General features: G+C 60.6%; 15 protein-coding genes. 8 read left to right on the forward strand and 7 right to left on the reverse strand.

What is annotated here, in order from left to right; genetic code table 11:
* Together C495_RS00300 and C495_RS00305 are read right to left on the reverse strand one after the other, a co-directional pair.
* Positions 1 to 633, reverse strand: a 633-nt coding sequence (locus tag C495_RS00300; RefSeq protein WP_008158889.1) for a 5-oxoprolinase subunit C family protein, incomplete at its 3' end; no start/stop codon positions are given.
* Positions 630 to 1,529 (reverse strand): 5-oxoprolinase subunit B family protein, encoded by a 900-nt coding sequence (locus C495_RS00305; protein WP_008158891.1) that lies wholly within the window; start codon positions 1,527 to 1,529, stop codon positions 630 to 632. The genes C495_RS00305 and C495_RS00300, both read right to left, overlap by 4 nt.
* Positions 1,530 to 1,707: 178 nt before the next feature.
* Between C495_RS00305 and C495_RS00310 the strand changes: the two genes are divergently transcribed.
* From C495_RS00310 to C495_RS17985, 5 genes are all read left to right on the forward strand, one after another.
* On the forward strand, positions 1,708 to 2,082 hold the full coding sequence (locus C495_RS00310; protein WP_152418829.1) for a hypothetical protein: 375 nt from the start codon (positions 1,708 to 1,710) through the stop codon (positions 2,080 to 2,082).
* 116 nt (positions 2,083 to 2,198) lie between these two features.
* Positions 2,199 to 5,033: a DEAD/DEAH box helicase gene (locus tag C495_RS00315; RefSeq protein ID WP_008158894.1), complete on the forward strand. Its 2,835-nt coding sequence runs from the start codon at positions 2,199 to 2,201 to the stop codon at positions 5,031 to 5,033.
* A gap of 159 nt (positions 5,034 to 5,192) precedes the next feature.
* Positions 5,193 to 7,238: a PAS domain-containing sensor histidine kinase gene (locus C495_RS00320; RefSeq protein WP_008158896.1), complete on the forward strand. Its 2,046-nt coding sequence runs from the start codon at positions 5,193 to 5,195 to the stop codon at positions 7,236 to 7,238.
* Positions 7,239 to 7,332: 94 nt separating this feature from the next.
* Complete coding sequence (locus C495_RS00325; protein WP_008158898.1) at positions 7,333 to 8,037, forward strand: protein sorting system archaetidylserine decarboxylase; 705 nt, start codon at positions 7,333 to 7,335, stop codon at positions 8,035 to 8,037.
* A gap of 115 nt (positions 8,038 to 8,152) precedes the next feature.
* The gene (locus C495_RS17985) at positions 8,153 to 8,329 is read left to right on the forward strand and encodes a hypothetical protein (RefSeq protein WP_008158900.1); all 177 of its coding nucleotides are present in this window, start codon (positions 8,153 to 8,155) and stop codon (positions 8,327 to 8,329) included.
* On the opposite strand, the gene C495_RS00330 is transcribed toward C495_RS17985, so the two are convergent.
* Positions 8,330 to 9,280 (reverse strand): transcription initiation factor IIB, encoded by a 951-nt coding sequence (locus C495_RS00330; RefSeq protein WP_008158901.1) that lies wholly within the window; start codon positions 9,278 to 9,280, stop codon positions 8,330 to 8,332.
* Positions 9,281 to 10,044: 764 nt separating this feature from the next.
* Between C495_RS00330 and C495_RS00335 the strand changes: the two genes are divergently transcribed.
* Positions 10,045 to 10,641 (forward strand): DUF7344 domain-containing protein, encoded by a 597-nt coding sequence (locus C495_RS00335; RefSeq protein WP_008158902.1) that lies wholly within the window; start codon positions 10,045 to 10,047, stop codon positions 10,639 to 10,641.
* A gap of 430 nt (positions 10,642 to 11,071) precedes the next feature.
* Here C495_RS00335 and C495_RS00340 read toward each other — a convergent pair whose 3' ends face one another.
* Positions 11,072 to 12,241, reverse strand: a complete 1,170-nt coding sequence (locus C495_RS00340) for a glycosyltransferase family 4 protein (RefSeq protein WP_008158903.1) — start codon at positions 12,239 to 12,241, stop codon at positions 11,072 to 11,074.
* Positions 12,242 to 12,570: 329 nt separating this feature from the next.
* Between C495_RS00340 and C495_RS00345 the strand changes: the two genes are divergently transcribed.
* Positions 12,571 to 14,100: a flippase gene (locus tag C495_RS00345; RefSeq protein WP_008158904.1), complete on the forward strand. Its 1,530-nt coding sequence runs from the start codon at positions 12,571 to 12,573 to the stop codon at positions 14,098 to 14,100.
* 110 nt (positions 14,101 to 14,210) lie between these two features.
* On the opposite strand, the gene C495_RS00350 is transcribed toward C495_RS00345, so the two are convergent.
* The 3 genes from C495_RS00350 to C495_RS00360 all read right to left on the reverse strand — a co-directional run bounded on the left by C495_RS00350 (position 14,211) and on the right by C495_RS00360 (position 19,959).
* Positions 14,211 to 16,037, reverse strand: a complete 1,827-nt coding sequence (locus C495_RS00350; protein ID WP_008158905.1) for a hypothetical protein — start codon at positions 16,035 to 16,037, stop codon at positions 14,211 to 14,213.
* A 403-nt stretch (positions 16,038 to 16,440) separates the two neighbouring features.
* Positions 16,441 to 17,448, reverse strand: coding sequence for a hypothetical protein (locus C495_RS00355; RefSeq protein ID WP_049890058.1), 1,008 nt, complete (start codon positions 17,446 to 17,448; stop codon positions 16,441 to 16,443).
* 720 nt (positions 17,449 to 18,168) lie between these two features.
* The gene (locus tag C495_RS00360; protein WP_008158907.1) at positions 18,169 to 19,959 is read right to left on the reverse strand and encodes a hypothetical protein; all 1,791 of its coding nucleotides are present in this window, start codon (positions 19,957 to 19,959) and stop codon (positions 18,169 to 18,171) included.
* A 368-nt stretch (positions 19,960 to 20,327) separates the two neighbouring features.
* Between C495_RS00360 and C495_RS00365 the strand changes: the two genes are divergently transcribed.
* Positions 20,328 to 21,635, forward strand: a complete 1,308-nt coding sequence (locus tag C495_RS00365; RefSeq protein ID WP_008158908.1) for a hypothetical protein — start codon at positions 20,328 to 20,330, stop codon at positions 21,633 to 21,635.
* The last annotated feature ends 63 nt before the right edge of the window (positions 21,636 to 21,698 follow it).

Below are 21,698 nucleotides of genomic sequence, written 5' to 3' on the forward strand. Positions count from 1 at the left end.
CCTCGCGCCATCAGAGATGTGTATAAGAGACAGGAGTGTCTCTTTGCTCTCTTCGGTCAGCCGGTAGTCCGTGAGCCCGAGGACGACACGAACGGTGTCTTCGTCCGCGTACGACGGCACGTACTCCTCGTCGAGTTGTGTGCCGACCAACTCATTCGGGGTGCCGTCGGCCTCGCCGATCGCCAGTTCGTCACCCTCCTCGAGGCTGCGTCCCTCGTGGCCGCCGATTCCGACGAGGGTGTACGTCGAGCGACTCCCCATCACTTCGGGGACGTCGACCCCGCCGGCGACGGCGAGATACGCGCGCGCGCCTTCGGTCGCGAACGCCAACTCGAGTTCGTCGCCAGCGTCGACGGCGACGGTCTCCCACGTCCCGATCGACTCGCCGTTGAGGGTTGGCGACATGTCGGCCCCGGTGATGGCGATGACGCTGTCCTCGTCGAACGTCGCCGTGATCCCTTGGTAGGTCATCTCGATCGTCGCGGCGTCGGCGTCGTTGCCGACGAGGTAGTTCGCGACCGTGTGGGCGTACTTGTCCATCGCTCCCGATGGCGGCATGCCGATGTGGTAGTGGCCAAAACGGCCGCGGTCCTGTACCGTACTCGCGATCCCGCCTTCCTGGATGGTGATCATGCTAGGTCCTCCGTGAGTTGGTCGTTGTACTCGAGTGGCGATTCGAAGAACTCCTCAGTCGAGAAGTTCACGCGCTTGTAGGTGTACTCGTACGTTCCGGCCTCGATCTCCTCGCGGATCGCGTCGTACTCCTCGCGGTCGATCGGTCTGTAGTTTAAGATGTCGCCGGGGTTCGGGAGCACCATCGAGTCGCTGAAGTCGGCCAACTGCTGGTCGACGTCGAGCACTTCGACAGGGGTCCGGCCGTAGAGCTGATACCCGCCAGCGCCCTGTACTGGGTAGATAACCGAGAACGCACCACCGAAGCCGACCGCACGGCTGGGCGTGTCGGTCCGTGGCTCGACGTATTTCGGCACCTCGAGTTGCTGGTCTCGTGGCACCATCTGGAAACACCACGGTAGGCCCGGCACGAATCCAACCATCGTGACCATGTGCGGGGCCGAGACGAACGCCTCGAGGAAGGAGTCGACGTCGTCGAAGCCGTTGAGTTCGGCGGAGTACTCGAGGTCGGTCCCGTCCGGGTCCTGATGGCGGTCACGAAACTCCATGAGCGTCTCGTGGGTCCACGGATCTTCGAACAGGACGGGAATGTCGATGACGCGGGTGTCCCACTCGTAGTTCTCGATGTCGAGTTCCGATTCGATCGCTTTGAGTTCCGCAATCACGTCGTCCGGGTGGATGACGCCGGGATCGATACGAAGCATGTAGGAGGCGTTGGCCGGACAGTTCTCGATGATCCCGTCGATATCGCGCTCGGCGACCTGCTGGGTGATCGCCATCGCCTTGAAATTGGCAGTAAAGCTCATTTCTTCCGCGAGCTCGACGAATACGTGGTCGTCAGCCCCGTACTCGTATCGTGGCTCCGGAAGCTCTTTCGGTGTAATCTCGTTTGCCATGCTGTACGATGACAATTCAGAGTACACGCTTGAATAGATATTGGTCCGTGGTTAACATTCCCATCAGATCTCGAATCAAGTTCAACCAACGGACTGTCTAGGAAATAGAATGCAACCCCGAAACGTCTGTGCGGTTCGACCCCAAACGCACTTCAGGGCTGACGTGGGAGAACGCGTAATGGGAGTTCGAACACGTCTGTCCGGTGGTCCGACATCGGGCTCGAGGGGGTCGACGGCGGCGCCATCCGCGAGTGGTCGCCTCGGATATTCCAGATACCTCTTGGCTGCGGTTGTCGTCCTCGTCGCCGCCTACGTCGTGACTCGAGTGCTTGGCTCGAGCGATGACGCCGGTGATGACCCGCTGGACCGAACGACGGACGCGATGGGGGACGAGCGAAGCCGGCCTGGAAGCGAGGAGCAGGACCGAGCCGGTGATCTCGTGACGATTCCGATCAAGGAGCCGAGAAGCGACGACTCCGCAGCGGATGCCGAGCCGTCTACGGACACGAACGAACGCGACGACGCGACCGACGAGGACGTTTCGGAGGAGTAACCCGACGGTGACATCACGGGCCGATATCGTCTCGTCTACCGATCGTCCTCTCGAACCCTGCTCTCGAGTCAACCGGAGCGTGGCGCTTATCCGCCGTTCGACCCTACCTCGGGGCGATGACTGACGGGGACGTCGCGGCGTTTACGCATCTCGGGTCGACAGTTCGTGGGGCGCTCTCCGAACGCGGTTTCTCGAGGCCGACGCCGCCACAGCAGCTGGCGATACCGCCGCTGTCGGCCGGCCAGCACACGCTCGTGATCGCCCCCACTGGCAGCGGCAAGACCGAGACGGCGATGTTGCCTGTCTTCGACCACCTGCTCGAGGACCTGCCCGAGGGGTTCGGCGCACTTTATGTCACCCCGCTGCGGGCACTCAACCGCGACATGCGCGAACGCCTCGAGTGGTGGGGTGACTATCTCGACCTCGAGGTCGACGTTCGCCACGGTGATACGACCCAGTACCAGCGCGGAAAGCAAGCGGAGAACCCACCGGACGTGCTGGTGACGACGCCCGAAACCCTGCAGGCGATGCTCACCGGCGAGCGGCTGCGGGAGGCCCTCCGAGACGTTTCTCACGTCGTGATCGACGAAGTTCACGAGCTCGCGGCGTCGAAACGCGGCGCCCAGCTTGCGGTTGGCCTCGAGCGATTACAGGACCTCTCAGGGCCAATCCAGCGAATCGGCCTCTCGGCGACGGTCGGCGATCCTGCCGAGGTCGGGCAGTTTCTGACCGGCGGTCGACCCTGTGAAATCCGGGAGATCGACGTCGGAAGCAACGTCGACGTCACCGTTCGTGAACCCGAGATCACCGACGAAGACGAACGGTTGGCAGGCGAACTGATGACCGAAGCCGACACGGCCAGCCACGTTCGCCTGATTCGGGACCTCGTCGCCGACCACGAGTCGACACTGATCTTCGTCAACACGCGACAGACAGCCGAGGCGCTTGGCTCGCGGTTCACCGAACTCGATCTCCCGATCGGCGTCCACCACGGCTCGCTCTCGAAGGAAGCCCGGATCGACGTCGAGGATCGGTTCAAAGCCGGCGAACTGGACGGCCTGCTCTGTACGTCCTCGATGGAATTGGGGATCGATGTCGGCCGCGTCGATCACGTCGTCCAGTACAAAAGCCCGCGGCAGGTGACGCGATTGCTCCAACGGATCGGGCGTGCGGGCCACCGCCAAGACGCGGTCTCGAGCGGTACGATCGTCACAACTCGCCCCGACGACACGCTCGAGGCGGTCGCAATCGCCCGCCGAGCGCGCGACGGCGAGGTCGAACCGGCGGCGATCCACGAGGGGAGTCTCGACGTGGTCGCAAACCAGATTCCGGGCTTCGTCCAGAGCCGCGGTTCGACACCTCTTCGAGAGGCCTACGAGACGGTTACGCGCGCGTATCCGTTTCGCGACCTTCCCGAGGAGACGTTTCGAGAGGTCGTCTCGGAACTGCATCGTAACCGAATCGTCTGGTTCGACGAGAGCGAGGATCGCCTCGAGACCACCGGCGGCACCTGGCAGTACGTCTACGCGAACCTCTCGATGATCCCCGACGAGGAGACCTACGAGGTCCACGACATCGCCTCGAGCACCCAGATCGGGACGTTAGACGAGCGGTTCGTGGTCAACTTCGCCCAGCCCGGCGAGGTGTTCATCCAGCGCGGCGAGATGTGGCGCATCGCCGAGATCGACGACGAGGAGGCGCGAGTGAAGGTCAGCCCGATCGAAGACCCCGCGGGTGAGGTGCCGTCGTGGACCGGTCAGGAGATTCCCGTCCCCGCTGCGGTTGCCGGTGAGGTCGGCGAGATCCGAGCCGTCGCCGAGCCACAGCTGTCGGCTGGTGCGGATGCCGGGGCCGTTTCGCGAGACCTCGTCCAGCGCTATCCGGCTGACGAGGAGACGCTTACGCGTGCCTGCGAACAACTCGAGCGCCACGTCGCGGCCGAGGCCCCGATGCCGACGGCTGATCGACTCGTCCTCGAGCGGCGAGGCCGAACGCTCGTCCTGAACGCGCCGTTTGGCCACATGGTCAACGAAACGCTCGGGCGCGTGCTTTCCTCGCTGCTCGGCCAGCAGGCCGGCTCGTCCGTCGGCCTCGAGACGGACCCTTACCGGATCGAACTCGAGGTACCGAGTTCGGTGGCGACCAGCGACGTCGTGGCGGTGCTCGAGGATACCGATCCCGACCACGTCGAGGCGATCATCGAACTCGGCCTCAAGCGCTCGGATGCACTCGCCTTCCGGCTCGCACAGGTGTCGGCCAAGTTCGGCGCGCTCAAACGCTGGCAGCACAGCGGTTCCGGACGACTCTCGAGTGAGCGACTGCTGGCGGCACTCGAGGACACGCCGATGTACGACGAGGCGATTCGGGAGGTGTTCCACGAGGATCTCGACGTCGACCGGGCGAGTGTGGTCCTCGAGCGACTCCAGTCGGACGAGCTGGAACTGCTCACCTACCGCGGGCGGACGCCGGTTGGACAGGGCGGCCGCTCGGCTGGTGGAAAGGAGTTGCTAGCACCCGAGAACGCCGATGCGAGCGTGATCGAGACGGTCAAAGAGCGTCTGCAGAACGACCGTATCATCTTACTCTGTACCCACTGCAAGGCGTGGAAAGCCACGACGAAAGTCAGGCGCGTTGCCGACCAGCCCGAATGTCCCGAGTGTGGCTCGACGCGAATCGCGTCGCTGAACCCGTGGGCCGACGAGGTCGTGCAGGCGGTCCGCGCCGAGGAGAAAGACGACGAACAGGCGTCGATGACCGAACGCGCCTATCGGAGCGCCAGTCTCGTCCAGAGCCACGGTAAACAGGCCGTTATCGCGATGGCTGCCCGCGGCGTCGGGCCGCACAACGCCGCCCGGATCATCAACAAGCTTCGGGAGGACGAAGCCGAATTCTATCGCGACATCCTCTCGAAAGAACGCGAATACGCGCGAACACAATCGTTCTGGGAGTGATCGACCACGACGGTACAACTGCACTAGACCAGGGGCCAAACTGGAGACGGCCAACCAAGCGGGCTGTACAGCAACGTTCGGTGGTGACACGACTCAGCAGTGTGTGGTAATCCCACAGTGATCCCAGTCCTTATCACCTCGACAGGGTAACCACGAACAATGGAACCCGGGTCCCCTTCCTCTCCGTCCGCCGGACGGACGGGACAGAACGATGGACCGAGCAGTCACGAGCTGGGATCGCTCCTCACTGCGGCGGGCGTCGCCAGCGTCTGGATGGAGCCGGACGGTACGGTTGTCGATGCCAACGACGCCTTCGTATCGGTGACCAGATACGACCGCTCGGAGTTGCTCGGAACCGCGTTTTCGACGCTCGTTGGGGACGACTGTCCAGCCATCGAGTCGCTCATCGCCGACGATGCGACGCGCAAGGTCTCGACGACGCTTCCGATTCGAACCGGCGCGGAGACGAGCCGTTCCGTCGAGATCCACCTCGAGCGATTTGAGACCGAGAACGGGTCGGCACGGATTGTCGGGCTCGTCAACCGTCGAGCAACGCCGACGGAATCCGCGTCGTCGTCCGAGTTCACCTACGGACGGACGTTTCAGGCGCTCGCCGACGCGCTCGCCGACGGGATTATCGTTTTGGATACGAACAGCGATATCCAGTACGCCAACCCTGCCGTCGAACGCATTCTCGGCTATCCGCCCGACGAACTGGTCGGCTCCAGTAAAGTCACGATCATCCCGCCGCGGCTCCGACAGACACACCTCGACGCGTTACAGCGGTATCTCGAGACCGGGGAGCGAAAAATAAACTGGACGTACGTCGAACTCCCGGGCCAACACGAAGCCGGCCACGAAGTCCCACTCGGGGTGTCACTCAACGAGTTCTGGTACGATGACGATCGCTATTTCGTGGGGCTGTTCCGTGATATTTCGCCACGGAAGGAGGCCGAACGAACGCTCACGGCGAAAGTCGCCCAACTCGAGTCGATCGCGTATCTTGGCCGCCATGCACTCGAGACCAGAGATACGGACGCGCTGCTCGAAAATGCGACCGAACTGATCGCGGCAGCACTCGATATCGAGTGCTGTGCCATCTATGACTCCGAGACGGGCGGCACCGACGACGCGTTTCAGGTTCGCTCACGCGTCGGCTGTGACGACGCCACCCTCGAGACCGAAATCCAGCGCTCGAGTGCCGACTCGCTGCCCGAGGCCACGCTCGCCGCACGCGAACCGATCGCCGTCGAATCGTTCGAGACCGATACTCGAGTTCCCGGTTCGACCGGGGTGACTGACCACGGACTCACGAGCGGGGTCGGCGTTCCGATCGGCCCGACGACCGATTCACCGGGCGTCCTCGCCGTCTACAGCGCTGGCGAACGGGAGTTCGCTGACCACGACATCGACTTCCTCGAGAGCGCTGCGACGATCCTCGCGACGGCGATCGAACGGCAGGCCTACGAGCGTCGACTCAACGACACGGTCGCCGAACTTGAGGTCTCGAACGAGCGCTTAGAACAGTTCGCCTACGCGGCCTCGCACGATCTGCAGGAACCACTACGGATGGTTTCGAGCTATCTCCAACTCATCGAGAGCCGGTATGCCGACGACCTCGATGCCGACGGTGAGGAGTTTATCGAGTTCGCCGTCGACGGCGCTGAGCGAATGCGCGACATGATCGATGGCCTCCTCGAGTACTCTCGAGTCGATTCGAAGGGTGCGCCGCTCGAACCGGTCGATCTCGACGTGGTACTCGAGGATGTCCTGACCGACTTGCAGGTGATGATCGACCAGTCCGACGCCGAGATTACGGCGGCGTCGTTGCCCGAGGTACAGGGCGACGCCGGCCAGCTTCGGCAGGTGTTTCAGAACCTGCTGTCGAACGCGATCGAGTACAGCGGTGACGGTCAGCCTCGGGTCCACATCGATGCCGAGCGAACCGGCTCGATGTGGCGTCTCTCGGTCCACGATGAGGGGATCGGAATCGACGCCGAGGAGACATCGCAGATCTTCCAGGTGTTCCAGCGACTCCACAGTCGCACGGAGCACGATGGGACGGGAATCGGACTTGCGCTCTGTCAGCGTATCGTCGAGCGCCACGGCGGGGAGATCTGGGTCGACTCACAACCCGGTGCGGGCTCGACGTTTTCGTTTACCTTGCAGCCGGCCGAGACTCCCCAGCGAAACCATTGCGTGTGAATCGGTGGCCCCATTCGGCCTTCGTTCACCGTTACATCGCCCGGCTCTGCCCACCATCGTAACGGCCATACGACCTGATTGCGTGTGTTCGGGCATGAACTTCGCGCCGGGGGCCTGGAAGTACGCCGTTCTTCCCCTGCTTGCTGCACCGTTCGCGCTCGTGTTCAGCGTGACGGCGAGTCTCCTTGCACTCGCCGCCAGTGTCGGAACACTCGCCTTTTTCCGCGACCCCGAGCGGACGCCGCCGCCGACTGGCGTCGTCTCACCGGCCGATGGGAACGTCTCCGTGCTCCGTGAGGAGGGCGACCGCGTTCGACTGGGCGTCTTCATGAACGTCTGGCACGTCCACGTCATCCGCGCGCCGTTCGACGCCGCCGTGACGGACGTCGAACACGTCTCCGGTGCGAACCGCCCGGCGTTCTCGAAGGAGTCGGATCGCAACGAGCGCGTGCACGTTCGATGTGAGACGGACTCTCCGAACCTCCCTGCAGCCGAGGGATCGGCGACGGGGGCGACTCGAGACACCGACGCGTCGGATTCGAATGCGAACGACGCCGAAGTCACGTTCATCGCCGGCGCGTTCGCCCGTCGCATTCACCCCTACGTCGAACGCGGCGACGATGTCACCCGCGGCGATCGACTCGGCCACATCGCGTTCGGTAGCCGCGTCGACCTGCTCTTTCCACCTACGGTGGACCTCGAGGACATCGATGTCGACGTGGGGGACTCGATGACCGCTGGCGAGACGGTGGTACTCGAGTCGACGGCCGAGTTCGACCTCGAGATTGCCTCCGAGTAAGGGAAGACGGAAACACGATGCAACCGAGACACGGAACGCACTCCCTTTTATCACTCACGTGTCCATCACTGAACCATCGCCCAGCTATATTTTGCTGGCCGTCGTTCGGACGGGTATGTACCGTGCAATCCTGCCGGAAGGACAGATCGCCTGTGAGCGGTACGAACACACGGAGACAGGGCTCGAGTTATACGACGAAGACGACGAGTTCCTCGCGTTCGTTCCGTACGCGAACCTCCACGCACTGGCTGATGACGAGATCTACGCGGCCGACGAACGATCGATCATGTAATCAGGCCGGGGCTTGATCGATGGCCTCGAGTTGCTCGCGGTACCGATTTCGAACGGTGACGACGGTCGTCTGTGCGGTGTCGGCGACTGCTCGCTGGGGAATCGTCTCGTCACAAAGCAGGCCGGCGGCGTAGATCGCTGCGGCGGCGAATCCGGTCGGCGATTTCCCCGAGTGGAGCCCCTGCTGGGTCGTTTCGTCGATAATCTCGACGGCTTTCGTCTCGACGTCTTTGTCGACGTCGAGTTCCGAACAAAAGCGGGGGACGAACTGGCGTGGGTTCGTCGGCTCTAAGTTGATGTCGAGCTCGTCGGCGATGTATCGGTACGTCCGTCCGATCTCTCGCTGATCGACCCGTGAGACAGCGGTTACTTCCTCGAGACTGCGTGGAATGTCCTCCTTTCGGCAGGCAGTGTAGAGGGCGCTGGTTGCAACGCCTTCGATCGATCGGCCTCGGATGAGGTCCTGCTCGAGTGCTTGCCGGTAAATGACGCTTGCCGTCTCTTTGACGGGCTTTGGGACGCCGAGTGCGCTGACCATTCGGTCGATTTCCGAGAGCGCGTACTTGAGGTTCCGTTCGCCCGCGTTTTTCGTTCGGATGCGCTCTTGCCAGACACGGAGTCGATGGAGCTGGCCGTGTTTGTCGGCCGACATCGAGTGGCCGTTGGCGTCTTTGTTCCGCCAGTCGATCGTGGTCGTTAGCCCACGGTCGTGCATCGACTGTGTGAGTGGCGCACCGACACGGGAGAGTTCGTCGTGTTCTTGGGCGTTAAACGCCCGCCACTCCGGACCGTAGTCGATCGGATCTTCGGTGAGGACGAGCCCACACTCCTTGCAGACTCGTTCGCCGCGGTCCGGATCGTGTACGATCGTATCGGTTTCGCAGTCCGGACATAGCCCGGACTCTGTCTTCGCTGATTCTGTCTTCGTGTGATCGATGAGGGACCGCGTCATCAGTAATAAATCGATCCGTGCCGGCATTGTAAGGGTGTAACATGGTTTCGCGAGAAACCCTGACTTACTGGAGTGCTCGTTGAGGCCAAGAGAAAAAGAGCAAACAGCGACATACCGCCGCTGTGCCCGACTGTGACGATCGACTGAATCGTGCTGAAACCGTGTCCCATCGGTCCGCTGTGGGCGAAGCGCCTCGTTGACGTCCTCACCCTACCATGTGGGATGTGGACACAACACATGAAATGTGGGCATAGTTTCGATGATTGGACGCCGTAAATCGTCCATTCACTCCGTAAATTCACCTTTCTGAATCGAACTGTCGCTCGTCTTTATATCGCGGGCATCAAACGTTCCGTACCAGTGTCGTGTCGCATCTCCCCCAGCCGGTTTTCATCCACGCGCTGCCGTCCCTTCACCTGTTATACACGTACGCGAACGATAAACACGGACAGGTGTCCGATACTGCCCGCCGTCAGTCGCGACGGCAACCGAGTGTTCTCCCGGCGGTCTACCCGGGCGCTGTCACAGCCGGGAAGTCAACCCGTACTGCGTCGCACTGCGCGTGCTTTGCAGCCGGTGCGAAACGTGGCTGTGCTTAAGAGTGTCAGTATTGGTGTACAACTTGGTGTGTCAATCGTGACTGCGACTTGTCGACTACGAACGGTGCGGGTTCCGTTGACCGGAACAGCTGGCTGTCGTTTCGCTTCCCGTAACTCGTCAGTATCAAACCCGAACGCAGTTTCAGACCCCGGAGGCGACGACTAATGTCGTCGATCGATACCTCGCTTCCGGACGAGATCGCGTCGGTGACCGAGTCGGGTGAGGAGAAACGGCTCTCGAAAGACGTTATTTTCGAACTCCTGAAGAACCGCCGTCGGCGGGAAGTACTCGCATACTTACTCGAGGCTGACGAAACGGTGACGCTCGGTGAACTCGCCGAACAGATCGCTGCTTGGGAGAACGATACTGAAGTCAGCGCGCTCAGCTCCGACCAGCGAAAGCGGGTGTACGTCGCCCTCTACCAGACTCATCTTCCGAAGATGGACGATGCCGGGATCGTCGAGTACGATCAAGACCGGGGGCTGATCTCGCTCGCGGATAACGCCGATCTGCTGATGATGTATCTCGATACGGATACACACCGGCAGGATCGGTGGGATCGATGGTACGCAACACTCAGTGTCGTCGGCGCAGCGTTCGTTACTGGTGCCTTTCTTGGCCTGCCACCGCTGTCTGCCATCCCGATGCTCGGTGTTGCTGGCATCGTCGTCGTCGCGTTTTTCCTCCTTTCGGCTGTCCACGCCGTTACGAACCGGCAACAGGAGCGTACCGTCGACGGTAAACTCTCACGAATAGAGTGACTACTCCGGGGGGAGTTGGGTCACTGATTTTCTGCCGCTCTCACTGACTGCACCGGCGGCGACAGGTCGTCATCGTCGCGTCTCAACTGCGACGATGTTCACATCCGATCACCTGGATGCGGTCCGATCTGGTGTGTCGTGACGATCAGTGGCCACGCTCGTCGATGCTGTGTGTGACTGGTGTTGGGACCCCGTCTCAGTAATGTGTATGATGGGAAGAAGGACTTTTATTCACTGCTCCCGAACGGACGAGTGGCTCCCGACGACCGTCATCCAGTACCGGAGCAGTTCGCGTGCCAGCATCTGTTCCCGTTTAGGCGCGGGGGCCATTTCCATACTCGGTCTCTCTCGTCGTTTTTCACGTCAGATCGCTCGCTGAATGTCTGATCCGGATCTGTGTGATCACCGGGACACAGTGGATCGAGCCGTATCATGCCGTATCCACTTCCATCTCGAGCGGCTCGTGGGGTGGTAGATCTGCTGGCTCAGGTTGTGCGACCGCATCCTGACAGAACTGCTCGAGCCGTCGCGCCTGTTCGTCCCAGGTGAACGCCTGAACGTCCTCGCGGGCCTGCGTGCCGAGTGTGTCTCGGAGCTCGGCCGACTCGAGGACCATGGTGAGCTTGTCGGCCAGATCTTGCGGGTCGTTGACCCGTGCGAGGAGCCCGTTTTCACCGTTGACTAGATACGTTTTGATCCCCTCGAGAGCCGTCGTCACGACCGGAAGCTCACAGGCCATCGCTTCGACGTTTGCCATCCCGAAACTCTCGTTGTGGCTCGGCAGACAGAACACGTCGGCACCGGCGTGGTAGGCCGGCAGGTCCGGATGTGGGACTTCGCCGTGGAGTTCCACTCGCTCCCACATCCCGAGTTCGCGGGCCCGGCGTCGCAACTGCGCTTTCTCGCTGCCACGACCAACGAAGTGGAGTTCCTGTTCACCCTCGAGACGAGACACTGCCTCGAGTAGGTCGTAGATCCCTTTCGATTCGACGAGCCGACCGACGAAGAGGATGATCGGATCGGCACTCGAGATCGTGGGTTCGACCCCTGGCTGGAACCGATCTTCGTCGACGCCTGGATAAATGAGTTCCTCGACGCTGGAATCGAGTGCGTTCGTCACTCGCTTTGCGGTTTCGTCCGAGTTTGCCAGAAGGTGTTCTGTCTGTGATAGCTTGTCTCGAAGTGTGACGCCAAGACCGAATCCCGTGAGTCGATGGAACGTGTAGACGGTTGGTACGTCGACCACGTTCGAGAGGAGGAGATCATCGAGAAACTGGTACGTAAAGAGGACGTCGAGGTGCTCGTTCATGTGATCGATGAGGCCGTTTCGGACGGTCCACTGGGTCATCAGGAGCTTGCTCCGGTTTTGGGGACCAAGTGGATGCACTGGATCGAGTGACTGCGTCCAGTGGTCTTCGAAGGAGGGCGTTTCGATCACGGTCACGTCCGACTCAGTCAGCAGTGGTGACAGGTCCCCTGCCTGCGTATAGAGGTAGACATCGTTCGATCGGCTGAGTGCCGCCGCCATCTGTTGGGTGTAAATCGCGATTCCACCCGCATGACGAGTCCCAGCAGCGTCGTGATAGAACCCGATTTTCATACTTCAACTAGTCTGTCACGAGTATTTTGTTATCTATTTCGTACTGTCTGTATTCTTCACGTATCGGTGTTCGCCCCGAAAACGCAGTCTCGTCGCCGACGAACCTGTTGCCGGGGTTGCTGGAGTCGCTACTCGTCGATATCTTTCGGCCACCGGTAGATATGGCACGGAAAACGGAAGGTACGGGAGGGATTACAATGACTGTGTCCGGAGTAGTGAGGGTCCAGTGTTCCTGACTCTCTCTCCGCGTAGTCAGCGGGCGACGTCAGCAGTGGTTCTTTCCGCCCGTGTCAACAGCCGCTCATGGCGTCGGTTCCGGATCACCAGCGATGGCTGGCACACCGGCGACGAACTGTCCCGAAACCGAACTGCTGACGGACGAGTTGTCGAGCATGTCGCTCACTGATCGTATCCTCGACGGGTTCAAGGCAACACTCGGTGCCCGACTCGTAAACAACATCGCGAACGGACTCCTGTTGCTGTTGCTTGCCCGTTTTCTGTTGAGCAACGACCAGTATGGGCTGTTGTTCACGATTATCTCCATCGTCGCCATCGCGCAACTCGGTGCGGACCTCGGACTCGCTCGCTCGGCAGCGCGCTACATCTCCGAAAAGAAAGAAACCGAGCCATCGGTCATCCCGTATCTCGTGCGGACGTCGCTTCGCTATCGAATGCTCTTGCTCGGCATTGTCGCTGTCGCCCTCATTGTAACGCGTGACGTTCTCGCGACCGTCCTCGAGATTCCTGAACTCTCGACGCTGATGTGGTTGGCCGCCGGCTATCTGCTCTTCCAGTCGCTGTACTCGTACCACCTGTCGCTGTTTCAGGGCTTCAACCGGGTGAATCTGAGCGCCGTCCTCGAGGTCATCAACAACGTTACACGTGTCCTGTTCGTCGTTGGCCTGACAGCGCTCGGGCTGGGTGTTGCTGGGGCACTGTTTGGGTACATTTTGGGCGCTGCTCTCGCAACGGTCGCTGGGCTGGTATTGCTCTACCGCCGGTTCTACACCCAGTATGTGGACGGCGGTGGGGACAAATCGCTCCGGAACCGGATGCTCAAGTACAGCGTTCCGCTGACGGCCTCTCACAGCGCGAACATCCTTGATCGGCAGGTCGATACGATTCTGGTTGCGTTCTTTATCAATCCGGTTGCGGTCAGTTACTATGTCTTGAGTAAACAAGTCACAGAGTTCGTTCTGGTTCCGGCCAGCTCGCTCGGATTTTCCGTCTCACCGGCCTATGGCGAGGAGAAAGCGAACGAGTCGCTCGATCGTGCGGCCCGGATCTACGAGACGACGCTTCAGTATATGTTCTTGCTGTACATTCCAGCCGCGGTGGGAATCTTACTCGTGGCTGAGCCTGCTATTACGCTTATTTTTGGGACTGAGTATGCGGGTGCAACACCGGTGTTGCAAGTGCTCTCGGTCTACGTCGTTTTCCAGGCAATCACGGGCGTCACGACGCAGGGACTCGATTATCTCGGTCGAGCGAAAACGCGCGCGTACGCGAAAGGTGCGACATCGGTCGCAAACGTCGGTCTCAACATCGCTTTGATCCCGATCTACGGCGTCACCGGGGCCGCCGTTGCGACAGTGCTCACGTTTGGCACCTACACGCTGGTCAACGTCTACGTCATGCACAGCGAACTGTCGCTGGATTTCGTTCGGATCGGTCGTTCGCTCGCGGTGACGTCGGCTATCGCCTGCGGAATGGGGTTGTCAGTGCTGTTTCTCGTTCCGTACGCCTCGTCCATTCCGGCGTTGTTCGGCGTAATCGCGCTCGGCATCGCTATCTGGGGCGTTCTGGTCACAGCAAGTGGCGTCGTCGATCCACGTGAGACGATCGCACAGCTGACGTGACTCGCTGTCGATTTATTTTCAGATATGGGTTGCTCGAGCGTCGAGAATCTGTGAGACTGTTCTTTTCGAGTGATAACGGCGCTATCAGTGTGCGAGCAGTAGCGAGTCGGTCACTGATCGCGGACGTTGTACTGGACGTCCACAGCGGCATTCCCACAGAGGGTGAACGCCTCGATGTCGCCGTCGAACCAGTAGGCATCGAGCCAGTTGCCGACCGCGCCGCGAACGGCCTTTCCTTCGATGACGTCCTCATCGTCGATCGAGGCACCTCGGTAGGTGGATTTGACGACTGCACCGCTCACCTCGAAGGAGTACGTACTCGGATTCTCTGCTTCAGTTCCGTCGATAACGAGGACGTGGGGAAGCAGTTCGTGGTCGCCGTAGTCGGCTGGATCGATCTCTTCACCGTCGAGGCTCACTGTTGCCTCGCCGTCAATGACGGTGACATCAGTCAACGTCCCCGAGAACCGGAACGTCTGGCTTCCGTCGGTGAGCGTGCTCTGGACCGTCGACCCCGACACGGTCGTCGCTTCCTCTTTCGGCTCGTCGTCGCTCTCGAGTTCAATCCTTCCCTCGACTGTGATCTCGAAACTCGTCGGTGAGTCACGGCTCTCGACGTCGAGCACGTGGGGGAGTTTCTCACCGTAGTCGGCGGCATCGATCTCCTCGTCGTTGACCAGCACCGTTGCCGGCCCATCGACCGTGAGTTGCTCGAGGTCACCACTGAAACGGAAGGCGTCTTTCCAGTCTGCGACGACACCGCTTGCGAGTGAGCCGTCGACCTCGGCTCCGTCGTCGATCGTCGCCCCGTCGTGGTTCGATGGCTCAACGTCGCCGCTGACTTCGAACTCGTATCGAGTTACGTCCGCGGCGTCTCCATCGAAGAGGATCACGTTCGGGAGTTGCTCGTCACTCTCGTCGTCGTCGCTCTCGTCGCTGTTTGTGCTTCCGGTGGAGTCGGTGTGTGCCGTTCCAGACGCAGCGGCCTCTGCCGAGGTCGGAACGCCGTCGGGGATCGAGAGATCCGGATTGGTCCCGACGGCGTCACCGACTGTGACGCTTGAGCCGCTTGCACGCTGAATACTCCCTTGGTAACCGCCGCTCTCGAAGCGCACACGACCGGGCGAGCCGTTTGCCCCGGCGACGAGTGCGTAGGGGTACGGTCCGTCGGCGAACTGTGAGTCGCGAATAGCCACGGTGCCGCCGTTCCAGACCCAGACGGGGCGGCCGTTGGTTTCGGTGTAGCCGCCGTAGCCGGGGCCGTAGTCGGTGTTGTCGTTGTACGCGACACAGTTTTCGATCACGTCGTTGCCGCCCGCACAGCGGAACGTCGAGACGCCGTTGTTTTTCCCGAAACAGGTATCGAAGTGGACACTGCTCGGTCCAGACGCGGTGTTAGAACAGTAGAAGCCGTTGTTCGGGAAGCCCTGGACGTTACAGCAACGGAACGTCAGGTTCGCGTCACTGCCACGGTGCATAAAGACCGCACCGGGACCGTGGACGAAACTCGAGCCCTCTTTGGTCGCCCCATCGCCCATATAGATGTTTTCGAAAAGGATGTCGCCGCGGCCGGCGTTGATCGAGATCAGGAACTGATCGCCGCGGTAGAGACCTTTGAAGCCGATGTTTCGAATCACCGAGTTCGCTCCTGTGACGTTCAGCAGGATACTGTCGCCAGTCGAAACGTCGATGAGTTTGTTCTCGAACGTTTCTCCGCGGCCGATGTTGATCACCTGACCGCGTGCGCGGATGACATCGTAGTCTTCGCCGTCGGCGCTTGCGCTCGCCCCGAACACTGTCGCCGCTGCAGTCGTTGCACCGGCGAGTTTCATATACGATCGTCGGTGGAGTAATCCAGTATTACCGCGTTCATCCGCCGACTCGTCCTCGCTGTCGACGGATCCGTCTTCGTTCAGTACCGAAGGTTCGCGTGCCATGCAATCGGGTAATATGATACTACCACCATAAACTTTCTCTTCTATTTTACTTAAAATTTACAGACCTTAGATACACTCTGTATGTTACGTGGGAAAATAAGCAAATTATCTATCGATATTTTATATGTCGTAGATTCGTATGTGTTCGTCGAGTAATCCGCTATTACGTATCGTCTCTCCTCGAGATATTCGCCAATCGCTCGATAATCTCTGCTTACCCGGCCGCCTCGTTCACTCGCTTCTCGAACGGTGTCTTCGATGACCGGCCGTCTGGAGTGATCGGTGAAAAACAGCCAGCGACGAACTCGAGGGAGGGCACCTGTGACGGCGTCTGCAGGGGAGAGAATGCGTCAGCGGGGAGGGGGAGGAGAAAGCGTCAGCGGGGGATACTTTGACTCTCGTCTCAGTTACTGCCGGCGGCTGCCTCTTCGGGACTGGTTGGTGTTCCCGCTGGAACGAATGCTTCGGGGTCGGTACCCGTGTCGTCCTCGAGTTGGACGCTCGAGCCGGCGTGCTCGGCGATACCGCCGTCCGCGTCGTAGTCGGTGTTCCGGAGCACGACATTCGTTCCTTGGCCGTTCGCACCGGCGTCGATCGCGGTGTGGTGGCCGTTCATCTCGATCTGGCAGTCTTCGACTTCGACCGTTCCCGGCGACCAGGCCCAGATACCCCGGCCGGCATAGCCTTCGTTGTCGACGTACACACTGGAGTTCGTTACCTTGCTCCCTTCCGTCGCGAGTCGATAGTGCGAGACATAACAGTTGGCAGCGAAACAGCTATCGATGTGGATCGTCCCACCGCCGCTGTTTCCGGGTGCGGAGGCGTAGATCGCGTTATCCGCAAAGCCCTGAATGTTGACGTTTTTGAAGTCGATGTGTCCGGAGTGGTCGGGGGCGACCCAGAACGCGGTCTGGCCGTGCCCGTTCGGATTGCCGTTTCCGTCACTCGAGCCATCTCCGAGGTAGACGTTCTCGACGGTGCTGGTGCCGCCAGCGCCATCGGAAATGCCGAACGTGGCGGACCCGGTTCCGGAGGTGTTCTCGCCTTTGAAACCGATGTTCCGAACCGTCCACTCGCTGCCGTGTGCGGTGATGACGATATCCTGGCCGGTCGTCATGTCGATGAGCTTGTTCTCCCAGGCTTCGCCATCGCCGATAGTGATGGTCTGGCCGGCGGCTTCGATCACTTCGTAGTCCTCGGCGGCTGTCCCACCGGTGGATTCGGGGTCCACACTGGTGGTTCCGGACTCCTCGTAGTCGTCCTCGGCGGATGTCGTGCCGGCTGCACCGAGCGTGGCTGCCGCGGTCGCGACTGCGGCGAACGAACGCACGTAGCTGCGTCGGCTTAATCCACTATTACGGGTTGCTTTCGGCGTAGTGTCCGTCTCGGACGTACGGGGGTTCTGCGCCATACATCTTCGTAACCTGGGCTTACAGCTATAAACTTTTCTTTGTCGAAGTAGGTTAAATTTACAGAATATATTTCTAACGCTGTATAATACAACAAAAACTGTGGCAATTCGCTCACGAAACTATGATTAAAACACCACCGATCTCCCCCTCGAGTAATTCGGCTTTAGGGCAGAAATATCATCTTACACCCCTCGAGAGGCGCTGTTCCAGCCGATCCGTCACTGCAATCATCGACACCGAACTGTCGACACTATCGTCCTCGAGAACATTTTGTTTGGGGATAGTCGACTATTACCCGTCAAGAATGGCTGTGAACTGAGGCAGATGAGTGACGGCTGATGTCGCCGTCGTTGATCGAAACACCACCTCGAGTTCGAAGCCCGTGTTGTCCGTCGTCAGTCTAGACGACGACCGTCGCTGGAGCGGTACTCGACTCGAGCCGTGAGCACAGGGAGGCGTGTGTCGGGTTTCGATCGTGGGCCGCTGATGTGTGCGTTCACATGTGGAGTCTGGAGTGCTGTTCGCGCGCGCGAAAGAAACAATATAATGACTTATCGCACGACACAGGCTGGCATGCGTACGAGTGTGTCGTGGCGGGTAATGGATTCCACACGCACCGTCCACTCGAGTGTGTCACACGGTCCGATGCCGCCGGTACTGCTCGGTACCGTCCGGGGGACAACTGCGTTGGGAACTACCAGTCTGTCGCGACGATTCAGTTACTCCGCGCCGGAGACGGCGTACATCCGGAACTCGTCGTTCGAGATCACTTTGTTGGCTTCTGAGGACGTCTCGAACGTCTCGAGTGAGTCCTCGCTGTAGTAGAGTTCCTGATAGACCTCGAGTTCACGGGTCATATCGTACTGGGTTGTGATGAAATAGTAGTCGATATCGTTGTATGCCTCGTTGTAGTTGCCGGCTTCGAACGCCTCGGCATCGACCGTCCCGCTTGCGACCGTCGCTCCGCTCAGCGTGCCTTCACCCTCGACGCCGTTGATGCCGTGATCGTATCGGTACGGATCATACCCCATTCCGACGTGGGGAACGTCGTCGTCTGCGTGTTCGAACCCGGACTCGTAGCCGCTGAACTTCTGTTGGGTGACGTGCTGTCCGGGATCGTAGATCATCGGCGATGCGAACACCGTCATCAGTCCGAGGACGAGACAGGCACCGAGGACGAGTGCTGCGACGACGTTGCCGCCCGGCCTCGAGATATACCTCGAGAGCGTGCCGATGCCGCGTGAGATGGCGACACCCGCGAGAATCGTCAGGACAACGGCCAGAAAGCCGACTTGGCGGAACGCCATCGTCGGCGTTCCGACGAAGTAGACGGCGAACAGCCCGGTTAGGGGCACCATCGAGATCGCGAGGTAGTTGACGAGTGACTTCGCCTCGGGATCGAGGCTGGTCCGCCCAAACCACACCAAGAGGATGAAGACGCCGACTAGCAGCGAGATCACAGCCAACTCGAGAAACATCGCTACGAACAGTTCGCCGAGACTGCCGCCGATCTCTGTGAGTGACGATTCACGCTGTTCGACCTCAGCACTGCTGCCGACGTCTGCGGTGAAGATCCCGGTGAGCAGTCCCAGAAGTGCGTCTCTGAACCGCTCGTTGCTCAATGCCCACAGCCCAAACAGCGAGCCGAGAACGACTGTGTGCGCGTACGTGGTTGGATGGTCGAGAACCGGGTGGTCATCGTAGCGGCGTCGAACGACGTACTGGATGGCGCTGATCGTTCCGAGCAGGATAACGACGTTGATCATCTGCTGGGGGTGGATCAACAGGAGTCCAACCCCGGACAGGACGATGAGGAGGCTAAACGGTGAGAGACCGAACGGGAGTCGCTCAATCGCTGCTCGGCGACGGAGATAGGCGAGAAACGCGAAGATGACAACGGGAACGACAAAGAGCGCGTTCGAGTTCGTATGCACCCCCATGTGCGTCGCGATATTGTTGATCGGGAGGGCCATCCACGAGACGATCGCGCCGACGCCGACCGCTAGCCCGGGACCTGTCACCTCCCGTACGACCAACGGAACGAAGAGCAAAAACGGCACGAACAGGATGACCATGCTGAACAGGAGTCCCCGTTCGACCGGGATTCCGCCAGCGTAGTAAAAGACGGACGCGATCGAGTGCACCGCCGGATAAAACAGTTCGTGGGGTGCTAGCTCCCCAGTGGTGATGTTTCGCGTCCATCCCAGGTGCGTAAGCGCATCCCCCATCCCGGAAAAGCGGTAGTTTCTGATCACCGGGAGACTGACGATCCCGGTGACCGTTATCGCGCCAAGACCGATCCCAAATGCCTGCTCGCGGCCACGGCAGATCAGTGCCGTACTGATGGCGATCGCCAACGCCACGGCGAACGCGATCCACGTCGTCGTCGGTGTGCCCGTATATATCGATGGCTCGTAGTTGGTTGCGGGATTTGCCCGTGCGATGAGGAGGCCAGCTGCAGCCGCAACGAAGCCAACGGCGAGCGTGATATTGAGCGTCGCCCGTTTCATAAACTCTCGAGTGGCTGCCTGTCGGTTCCGATATCGATACGCATGTCTTGTCGAGCAGTCATCGACCCAGCCGTTTGTTATCCGGCTCCTATCCGATCGGCTCCCAGCCAGTCTACAGCCGACCGACTCTCACGGCTTGCACTCGATCATGATGGCTGTTAGCGTCCCTCTTCCCCGTGGTTGTGGCTAGCGGTCGTTTTCGAGCGGCTCTCGGCTGTATGCAACCCCTATCGATTGTGAACTGACCTGTATGGGTTGCATTTGTGATTCCTGAACGATCAACGGTTCTGATGGTTTTTGTACTCCGTCGTGATCCCTCGAGATGACTGCGATCAGTGTGCGTCCACTGCCAGTTCGTTCGACCAGCTATGTCATCAATTGTTATCGACCACGTCAGCGCCGACGGTACGACCCTCGAGTGTGACGTCCGGACGTCTGCCGACCTCGAGCGGTTTTTCACGACCGAATCGTTTCGAACCAACTACGATGTCCCGATCGAGACCGTCCCCGAGGGCATCCTCGCGATTCCCGTCCTCGCGCAGGTCTGTCCCGTCGCGTGGGCGAACGGGGCCGACGTCTACGTCGACGAGGTCGACGCGACGTTTGCAAGCGCTCTCGAGGACGTCAAGGAAACGCTGTGCTCGATGCACGACTTTCTCGAGGGTGGGACGCTGTATGCAAAGCGCACGACCGATCCCGAACCCGAACCGGGTGGTGAGAGTGGCCTGCTCTTTACCGGTGGCGTCGACTCGACGTACTCCTATGTCCGCCACCGCGAGGAGTCACCGACGCTGATTAGCATTCGTGGGTGGACGATCACGCCCGAGCCAGCCGACGACGACGACTGGGACGCCCTCCGCTCGCGTGTCTCGTCGTTCGCCGCCGATCACGACCTCGAGACGGCCTTCGTCGAGTCGAACATGCTCTCGTTTCTCGCCCACCCGATGTTGCTGGCTCACTACAAACGCTACGTCGATGGCGCGTGGTACAGCTCCGTCGGCCACGGCCTCGGGCTGCTCGGACTCTGTGCGCCGATGGCCTACGCTCGCGGCATCGAGGACCTCTACGTCGCTGCGACCCACTGGCAGGGGATCGACCTCGAGTGGGGGTCACGGCCCGATATCGACGACTACGTCCGGTGGGCTGGCACACAGTGTCATCACGATGGCTACGAGTTGACCCGACAGGAACGGCTCGACCGCATCGCCGACTACGTCCAAACGGCGGAGCCGACGCTCGAACTCCAGACCTGCAACGTCCGAATGGACGGCAACTGCGGTGAGTGTGAGAAGTGTTACCGGACCGCTGTCGGCCTTCGACTCGCCGGCCTCGAGCCAACGGCACACGGCTATCTGTTCGTCGACGAGGACTATCACGAGATCCGAACTGCACTCGAGGAGGGTCGGTGGGTCCTCGGACAGGACGAACGCTACATGTGGGACGATATCCGCGAGCGCGCTCGCGAAACGGAGCCGACGTCGGACGCCGAAGCGGCGTTTTTCGAGTGGCTCGATGCGGCTGCTCTCGGCGACCTCGTTTCCGACTCCTCGCCGCCGCTGTCGCACCGACTGCTCCGTGCGGGCGCGAGAAACGCGCCAGCTCCCGTCTACAACACCGTCTATCCTGCTTGGACGTCCGCGAAGTCGGGACTGCGCCGCGTTCGATCCGACCGCTAACGGACTCGTGACTTCCGACTGCGGTGTCGGTGTCGTTCCGGGCGAATCGCTGTGCGCTCACGG

Source organism: Natronorubrum sulfidifaciens JCM 14089 (assembly GCF_000337735.1).
GTDB lineage: Archaea > Halobacteriota > Halobacteria > Halobacteriales > Natrialbaceae > Natronorubrum > Natronorubrum sulfidifaciens.

Coding starts and splice junctions, on each gene's coding strand:
- C495_RS00305 (WP_008158891.1), bottom strand. CDS start 1,529: ATGGCAAACGAGATTACACCGAAAGAGCTTCCGGAGCCACGATACGAG.
- C495_RS00310 (WP_152418829.1), top strand. CDS start 1,708: ATGGGAGTTCGAACACGTCTGTCCGGTGGTCCGACATCGGGCTCGAGG.
- C495_RS00315 (WP_008158894.1), top strand. CDS start 2,199: ATGACTGACGGGGACGTCGCGGCGTTTACGCATCTCGGGTCGACAGTT.
- C495_RS00320 (WP_008158896.1), top strand. CDS start 5,193: ATGGAACCCGGGTCCCCTTCCTCTCCGTCCGCCGGACGGACGGGACAG.
- C495_RS00325 (WP_008158898.1), top strand. CDS start 7,333: ATGAACTTCGCGCCGGGGGCCTGGAAGTACGCCGTTCTTCCCCTGCTT.
- C495_RS17985 (WP_008158900.1), top strand. CDS start 8,153: ATGTACCGTGCAATCCTGCCGGAAGGACAGATCGCCTGTGAGCGGTAC.
- C495_RS00330 (WP_008158901.1), bottom strand. CDS start 9,280: ATGACGCGGTCCCTCATCGATCACACGAAGACAGAATCAGCGAAGACA.
- C495_RS00335 (WP_008158902.1), top strand. CDS start 10,045: ATGTCGTCGATCGATACCTCGCTTCCGGACGAGATCGCGTCGGTGACC.
- C495_RS00340 (WP_008158903.1), bottom strand. CDS start 12,241: ATGAAAATCGGGTTCTATCACGACGCTGCTGGGACTCGTCATGCGGGT.
- C495_RS00345 (WP_008158904.1), top strand. CDS start 12,571: ATGGCTGGCACACCGGCGACGAACTGTCCCGAAACCGAACTGCTGACG.
- C495_RS00350 (WP_008158905.1), bottom strand. CDS start 16,037: ATGGCACGCGAACCTTCGGTACTGAACGAAGACGGATCCGTCGACAGC.
- C495_RS00355 (WP_049890058.1), bottom strand. CDS start 17,448: ATGGCGCAGAACCCCCGTACGTCCGAGACGGACACTACGCCGAAAGCA.
- C495_RS00360 (WP_008158907.1), bottom strand. CDS start 19,959: ATGAAACGGGCGACGCTCAATATCACGCTCGCCGTTGGCTTCGTTGCG.
- C495_RS00365 (WP_008158908.1), top strand. CDS start 20,328: ATGTCATCAATTGTTATCGACCACGTCAGCGCCGACGGTACGACCCTC.